The following is a 7,494-nucleotide window of genomic DNA, read 5'->3' as shown; positions in this document are numbered from 1 at the left end:
TGCCCGGCATCCACACCCGGCTGGAACACCGGGGACTGCGGCCCGACCAGCACCTGGTCGACGGCGGCTACACCTCCCTGGTCCACCTGGAGCAGTGCGCCTGCCGAATACCTCATCCGGCCAGGTCAAGCGGCATGTCGGTACTCGTGGATCACTCCGCCGAGCCGATCGTGTCGGCGTATGCCCAGGCGGGCGATCCGTCCGGGGTCGGTGATCGGCTTGGGGACCGCACGCAGGGGCGCTGCCTGGTTCATGGCCTGGTGGGGCCGGTGCTCGTTGTGATGCTGCTCGAACTCGCGCAGGGCGTGCCGCAAGTGGCGTTCATTCCAGATCAGGGTCCGGTCCAGCAGCTCATGACGGCAGGTCTGCACCCAGCGCTCCATGATGGAGTTCATCCGCGGTACGTGGATGCCGGAGAGCACAACCTGGATGCCGGCGTCGCCCAGGATCTGGTCGAAGAGCGCCGGGAACTTCGCGTCCCGGTCGCGGATCAGATAGTTGACAGTGGCTTCGGCGTCCTCAAGGTCCATGGCCAGGTTTCGGGCGGCCTGGCCGACCCAGTGGGCGGTGGGATGCGCGGTGGTCGTGGTATGACTCACTTCGCTTGGGACAGTGACGGGTTCGAGCGCCATCGTGGCACCCGTTGGGGACCTCCCGGGCCGCCAGACCGAACGCAACCCGCGGTGGTGCTCGGCCTTGCGGGTGAAGGTCTCCTCGTGGCGCCCCTGGCGCGGGGCGGCCCAGCTGATGGTCGAACAATGTGGCGGGCAACGCCAGGTGCGGTGCGCGCTGGGGTCGAGAACGCGTGGTGGAGTGTTGTGCTGCTCGGGCTGACGGTGGTGTCGATCAGCTCGGTCTCGCCCGTCGAGCTGTCGGTCGCCGGCGTGGCGGCGTTGGGCGGCGCGTTCGCGGCCCGGCGGATGCGTCAGGCGGCCGGCACCGATGTTACGGGTGCCCGCGGCGCGCTCAGGGCGGTGATGTCGCCGCCCCGCGCGGTACTGCGCGGGCCGGGCGCTTTGCGAGCGGCAACGGGTGACGTGCGGGCCTTCCTTGAATCGGCGCCGTCGGACCCGGTGTTCGGTATCTGGGACTCGCACCGCAAGCGGAGGGTGCAGCTGAAGGTGCCCCGTACCTGCAGCTCGGAGATGCTGGGCTTGCGTCCACTGCGTGGCGTCAGGGCGGCGGGGCGGTTCGACGCGTGGCACTTCCCAGGCGACACCGTGGAGCTGACCGAGGGCGGGTGGAACCCGGTCGACGGCACCGGGAAGAAGGGCAAGGGGGACGACGCTCAAGTCATCGGCTGTCGGGCACGGCATGATTCCGCCCACCGCTGGGGTGGGCGCGGTGACGGTCCAGGCGATCGAGTGCCGTGCGACCTTGGCCATGGCGGGCCTGCGGGCGCTGCGTTTCGGCGACGCCCTGCAGGAGTACGTGCGGGCGGCGAGGGCGCTGGTGGCGGCGCCGGCGTTGTTGGGGAACCGGCTGGCGTTCGCGGCGCCGGCGGTTCGGCTGCGTTCGGGTTGCGACCTGCTGCCGGTGTCGGAGCGGATCGAGTGGGTCGGCCGCGGGCGCGAGAGTATGGCGCGGTGACGGAGCCGCTGGAGCTGGAGACGGTGGCGCAGGCGTTGGAGTTGTTCGATAGTCGCCAGGCAAGACCATGCCGAGAGAACGACTGTGTCTATCAGCGACAGCGGCGCAGGGGCATGCAATCCTGTCATGGATCGTAAGCGTTTCGTCACCGAGTGAGCAGTCGCTCTCTGTTGCCTCGTCAAATCCAGCGACGTTAGCGCAAGACCGGCTGGTGCCGCCGTCCGTTCATCACGCAGAGCAGAAGGCAAGCCCTCGGTCGTTGTCGACTCGGCACAACTGGGAGAGGGTGATCAGCGAGCGCATTGCGTGATTATGTGACCATAAGTAGGAAGCCATTTAGAATTCACCCTTATGGATCGCACAAGAATCTTTTGTGCCGGTTATTCTAGTGCCGAACCTCTTTCCCGGCAAAGCGAGAGATGAGTCATCGAAATCTGCGATGCCTGTCCATGGGAAGGGGGTCAGGTCGTCGGAGAGCGACGATCGCGAACCTGCCATATTTCCCTACAGAAATAGGCCTTCAGATGACACAGAAAATCTCTGGTGCGCTTGGCTGGCGCACAATTTCGACTTGGGTTGCGACGGTCGTTTTCATCGCCGCCGCCGCAATCACGACATCGCTGATGCCGGCTCAGGCCATTGCCACGGCCGTTCCCCTGGGGACGGCGAGCAGCTTCGCGGTTCTGGGTGGCCAGTCGGTCACCAACACCGGTCCCTCCGCTATCACCGGAGACCTCGGAGTGAGCCCGGGCACGTCAGTCACCGGGTTTCCGCCTGGTCTGGTGAGCGGGGCCACTCACCAGGCGGATGCGGTCGCACTTCAGGCCCAGGCCGATCTGGTCACGGCATACAACAACGCCGCGAGCCAGGCCACGGATGTCACCCTCACCTCCCCTGGAGACCTCGGTGGCCAGACGCTTGTTCCGGGTGTCTACACCGCCGCTTCTTCCATCGGCCTCACGGGCACCCTCACGCTCGACGCGCAGGGTAACCCCAACGCGGTCTGGGTCTTCCAGGTTGGATCGACCCTGACGACGGCATCCGCCAGCCGTGTGCTCATGGTCAACGGTGCCTCGCCGTGCAATGTCTACTGGCAGATCGGAAGTTCTGCCACGCTCGGCACCAACACCACCTTCGTAGGCAACATCCTGGCACTGACCTCGATCGGACTTAACACCGGCGCGAGCCTCGATGGCCGAGCGCTGGCTCGCAACGGTTCCGTCACGCTGGACACCAACCGGATCACCCTGCCCAGTTGCGCAGTTGGCACCACGGGTGGTACCACCACGGGCGGTACCACCACTGCCGGTACCACTGCCGGTACCACTGGCACCACTGCCGGTACCACTGGTGCCACTGGCGGTGCCACCACTGCCGGTACCACTGGCACCACTGCCGGTACCACTGGTGCCACTGGCGGTGCCACCACTGCCGGTACCACTGGCAGCACCACGAGCGGTCTCCTTGGTGGAGTGCTCGGCGGTGTGCTTACGACGGGTGGCACGACTAGCGGTCTCCTGGGTGGCGCGGTCGCCGGCAACAGCGCTGGTAATTCCACCGGGGGCTCGGTCGCCGGCAACACCGCTGGTAATACCACGACGGGTGGCGTCACCGGGGCTACCACAGGCGGTAGCCAGGGCGACCACGGCGACCACGGCGACCACGGTGACCATGGCGACCACGGTGACCACGGCGACCACGGGTGTTCTCCGTGCGACCACGGCGACCACGGTGACCATGGCGACCACGGTGACCACGGCGACCACGGGTGTTCTCCGTGCGACCACGGTGACCATGGCGACCACGGTGACCACGGCGACCACGGGTGTTCTCCGTGCGACCACGCCGACCACGGTGACCATGGCGACCATGGCGACCACGGTGACCATGGCGACCACGGGTGTTCTCCGTGCGACCACGCCGACCACGGTGACCACGGTGACCACGACGATCATGGCGACCACGGTGACCATGACGACCACGGCGACCACGGGTGTTCTCCGTGCGACGACAAGGGGAACGAGCCCCTGAACTCGTAGCTGATTCGGGAAGCCAGGCGGGCACCACGACAAGCGGGCCATGAGCAGAGGCCCTCGTGGTGAATGCGGCTCCGGCGTCCAGCCCTTGGGGCTTCGCCCGAGGCGGCAGCCCGCTTGAGGAACGCAGGACTGGTGGCGCGCGGCGGATCGTTATGGATCCTGTCGCGCGCCCCAAGACGCTCAAGGCATGCAGAGTCGAGGGAGCAGGCACGGTGGTAAGGACGGGGCCCAGTCGTGCGATGGGCGGCACAGAGTCCGTGAAGACGAAACAAGCGGGCCGCCAACTGGCCGACGACGGCCTCCCCGTTGACGTAGTGCAGGGCGCCCAGCCGTCCGTCACCGAGCTTGGCGAGCAGCTTGATGGCCTGTCAGGACTGTCGCGCCCGTGGGGTGCGGCCGCGGTCGTCGCTGTGGCCCTGTGCCTGGCAACGTCCCTTGTCCACGTGCTTCTGGTATTTCTGTATGTAGCTCCCCCGAACCAACTGTCCCAGTACTACGGCAGGCAGCTCAATGCCTGGATCTTTCCGTTGTTCGAGCAGAACTGGCGGCTGTTCGCTCCGGACCCGGAGTCCGTGACCTGGCAGATTTCCGTGAGAACCGAGCGGACCTCAGCGGGCGGTGACCGTGAGGTCAGTGACTGGTTTGACCTGACTGCGGTCGACGACTCCCACGTCGAGCACAACGTCTTCCCGAGTCATACAACGCAGAACATGCTGCGTCGAGCCTGGATCGCTTATCTCGAAGCGTATGGAAGCGACGACCAGCCGCACTCTGAGCGGGCTGTGATGTTGCGGACGTACCTTCGCAACATTGCGATGGAGCGACTCGCCGTCCATCAGAACGTTACGTATGAGGCCGTCCAGTTGCGGGTGATTACTACACCCATCGCGGCGCCCACCACGCCGGGCGGCCCGCGCCCGACTGCACCAGCCTCGGTCGACACCAGGTATCTACCCTGGTGGAAGGTGGCATCCAATGGAAACTGAGCAGACTCCAGTTCCGGCGCTCCCTCCGCGCCACACGGCCCTGCGGAACGGTGACGCCGACAGCCAACGGATGTTCCGCCGAATCGGCGCGTTCGGCAGCGCCGTGACCGACCGACCGATGTCCCTGTACGCGGCGGCAGTGCTGCGTATCGGGTACGGGCTGCTCTACCTGGCCTTCCTGCTGAGGGAGTTCCCGCACCGCGACGAGATCTGGGGTCCTGGCTCGCCGTGGACGCCCGCCCTGGCGAGGCAACTGTTCGATCAGACCGGCTGGTTCAGTATTCTTACCCTGTCTGACAGTCAGGCGTATTTCGAGTTCTGCTACGCGATGGCTGTCGTCGCGTCCGTTTTGTTCGTCATGGGCTGGCGGACCAGGGTGGTGTCGATCCTGTTCGCGGTCGTGGTGACCTCGTTCCATGCGCGGGCCATCTTCATGACAGACGGAGGAGACAACCTCATCCTCCTCATGGCCGTGTACCTCTGCTTGACTGATTGCGGCCGACGCTGGTCCCTGGACGCGCGGAGGACGCGCCTCGTGGCCTCCGGCAAGGTAGAGCATTCGGTGGCGGGTCCGAGAACGCGCGGCTTCTGGTATCAACTCGTGCTCACACGCAGGCTATTGAGTACGGTGCTGCACAACTGCGCCATGTTCGTCATCGCGGCTCAGGTTTGCATCGTCTACGGATCCGCAGGCTTGTACAAGGTGCAGGGCGGCTTCTGGAGAAACGGGACTGCCCTCCACTACGTCATGAGCCTCGACCTATTCCGGCCCTGGCCCGCATTGTCACTCATGGTGGACAGCCACCCAAACCTGATCGCCGTCGTCAGCTACATGACGGTGCTGTTGCAGGTTGCCTTCCCGTTCGTGCTGTTCGGCAGGCTAAAGTACATCGTCCTGACAACGCTGCTCGGGATGCACATTGGCATCGCCGTTCTGATGGGCCTTCCGCTCTTCTCCGGGGCCATGATCGTCGCGGATGCCGTATTCCTGCCGGACCGCTTCTATACGTTCCTGGGACAACTATGGCGGCGCACTTTTCAACGGGAAGTTGCCGTGGGAGCAGGAGAACCGCCCCAGCGGGAGAGCCCAGTCGTACCGGCGCAGCCCGGATCGGCCGGCTGCGGCCAAGACGTGCGAGGACCTGTTCCGGCCGTGGACGCAGGCGAGACGAGCGGCGCGGCCTGCAGCACAGAACCGGTGCTGGCGTATGACGGGGACTGCGGATTCTGCCAAGTGACGATCGATCGGATCCGACAGCTGGCCGGTCCGCAGATCGAAGCCGTACCGTGGCAGGTTCTGCCGGAGCAGCTCACCTCCCCGCACCTGGCGCGGTTGGACCGGGAGGTGCTCCTCTTCCACAACGGTGCGGTCCGCGCCGGCGGCGCAGACGCGTTGGCTCGATTCGTCGGGTCCTCATCGGCCCGCCGGTACCAGCTGGCAGCCGCCGCGGCTGGCCTACCCGGCGTACGAACCTGCGCCCGTCAGATCTACGCCCTGGTGGCGAAGAACAGGCGGCGCATGCGCGGCATGAGGGCCTCCTGTGCCCTGCCTCGGCCCTGAGACCCGCAGCGCGACGGGCCACTCCGGGCAGACCCGGTGGAGCTGGCCGAGGCCGTAGGGGGCGCGGCGTAGCCCATTCGGGCGAGGGGACAGTTCATCCCTCTCGCTTCCAACCCCGGCCTCTACCTTCCTGATGACCCGATCAGGAAGGTAGAGGCCGATGTCCTTCGAAGAGGGCCGCAGCCTGCACAGGACCCGCAACCGAGATCTGAGCAGTCGTGGTGGACATCCGCGCGGACAAGCTCGCGATCGTGGACCGACGGTGCCGCGCAGCGGCTGACCCTCCGGCCGCCGGGCGGCGGCATGCGCGAGGAGTGGGAAGCGGTGGCCGCGCATCTCCGTCCGGCCGATCCCGGCGAAACGCCCAGGGCCCACATGGCCGAGGCGAACGCGATGATCTGGCGGGGTCCGGACTGGCCGTGAGTGGGAACGCTGGCTTGGCGCAGGGAAGCGTTGCGGAGCCCCCCGTTCGGAGTAGCGCCCGCGAGTCGGCGGTTTGGCCTGGAACGCAGTCTCTTACGGTTCCCATGCGGCGTGCTTCGCGCGCCCTTTGCGGAGGGAGACCCGATGGCCGAACAACAACCGCCCGAGGAGCCGCACGGGGTACCGTCAGCAGGCGGACAGTCCGGCCCCGCCCAAGGCTGGGGTGAGCAGCAGCTCCCTCCCAGTCAGCCGCCGCCCGGCCCTCCACCGCCAGGCTGGGGCCAGCCGTCCGGCCCTCCGCCCCCTAAGCGTCGTTTCGGTCGCGGCGTTTTGGTCGGTTGTATCAGCGCCGTTGTGCTGCTGGTCGGGATCATCATCGTCATCGTTGTGGTCGTAAGTGGAGGCAGCAAGACGACCCCGACGAATCCCACGCATCCGCCGGAAGCGGATGTGACCATCACTTCCTGCGGCGTGGACCCGACCACGTCCATCCCGGACGCCAAGGTCGAGATCATCAACCACAGTTCGAAGTCCTCGAACTACACCATCGGCGTCGAGTTCGTCGATTCGAGCGGTACGCGCTTGGCGGACGGTGCGGCTCTTGCGAGCAACGTCGCGCCGAACCAGAAGGTGGAGGAGGACGCGGGAGGCACAGCCCAAGTGACCACCAAGATCACCTGCAGGTTGACGTCGGTGAACCGGTTCTCAGCTGTTGGATGAGAGGCCGCCCGTTCTCAGAGCCTTCAGTCCAGGATATTGCGGCCCGCAGCGCTCGTGCGTGACTTGCGCACTCACTGAGTGACTCTGTCGGGGATCTTGGTTTTCCTTGATCACTGTCCTTGGCGCCACCAGCGGGGGCGGGGCAGTTCGTGAGCGTCGAGGTACTGCTGGAACG

Annotated in this window: 5 protein-coding genes and 2 pseudogenes; 6 read left to right on the top strand and 1 reads right to left on the bottom strand. The window is 66.2% G+C overall.

The window, feature by feature from the left end; all coding sequences use genetic code 11:
• Positions 1-125 precede the first annotated feature (125 nt).
• Positions 126-581 (bottom strand): annotated as a pseudogene (locus P3T35_RS40050) (integrase core domain-containing protein); the annotation flags it as partial.
• A gap of 733 nt (positions 582-1,314) precedes the next feature.
• Here P3T35_RS40050 and P3T35_RS40045 point away from each other — a divergent pair.
• From P3T35_RS40045 to P3T35_RS40020, 6 genes and pseudogenes are all read left to right on the top strand, one after another.
• A complete protein-coding gene (locus P3T35_RS40045; protein ID WP_143676949.1) occupies positions 1,315-1,590 on the top strand; it encodes a hypothetical protein in 276 nt (91 codons plus the stop codon).
• A 419-nt stretch (positions 1,591-2,009) separates the two neighbouring features.
• Positions 2,010-3,629 (top strand): ice-binding family protein, encoded by a 1,620-nt coding sequence (locus P3T35_RS40040; protein ID WP_348533466.1) that lies wholly within the window; start codon positions 2,010-2,012, stop codon positions 3,627-3,629.
• Positions 3,630-3,868: 239 nt separating this feature from the next.
• Positions 3,869-4,615, top strand: a complete 747-nt coding sequence (locus P3T35_RS40035) for a DUF5819 family protein (protein ID WP_280709821.1) — start codon at positions 3,869-3,871, stop codon at positions 4,613-4,615.
• 70 nt (positions 4,616-4,685) lie between these two features.
• Positions 4,686-5,648, top strand: a pseudogene (locus P3T35_RS40030) (HTTM domain-containing protein); the annotation flags it as partial.
• Positions 5,649-5,669: 21 nt separating this feature from the next.
• A complete protein-coding gene (locus P3T35_RS40025) occupies positions 5,670-6,176 on the top strand; it encodes a DCC1-like thiol-disulfide oxidoreductase family protein (protein WP_280709823.1) in 507 nt (168 codons plus the stop codon).
• A 777-nt stretch (positions 6,177-6,953) separates the two neighbouring features.
• Positions 6,954-7,319 carry a hypothetical protein gene (locus P3T35_RS40020; RefSeq protein WP_101383050.1) on the top strand — a complete coding sequence of 122 codons (366 nt, stop codon included), beginning with the start codon at positions 6,954-6,956 and terminating at the stop codon, positions 7,317-7,319.
• Positions 7,320-7,494: the final 175 nt, after the last annotated feature.

This window comes from Kitasatospora sp. GP30 (assembly GCF_029892145.1).
Lineage (GTDB): Bacteria > Actinomycetota > Actinomycetes > Streptomycetales > Streptomycetaceae > Kitasatospora > Kitasatospora acidiphila.
This window is presented reverse-complemented; position numbering and strand designations above follow the sequence as displayed.

What these genes read in the sequence shown, in the direction of transcription:
- P3T35_RS40045 (WP_143676949.1), top strand. Translation starts at nt 1,315, where the DNA reads ATGATTCCGCCCACCGCTGGGGTGGGCGCGGTGACGGTCCAGGCGATC.
- P3T35_RS40040 (WP_348533466.1), top strand. Translation starts at nt 2,010, where the DNA reads ATGAGTCATCGAAATCTGCGATGCCTGTCCATGGGAAGGGGGTCAGGT.
- P3T35_RS40035 (WP_280709821.1), top strand. Translation starts at nt 3,869, where the DNA reads ATGGGCGGCACAGAGTCCGTGAAGACGAAACAAGCGGGCCGCCAACTG.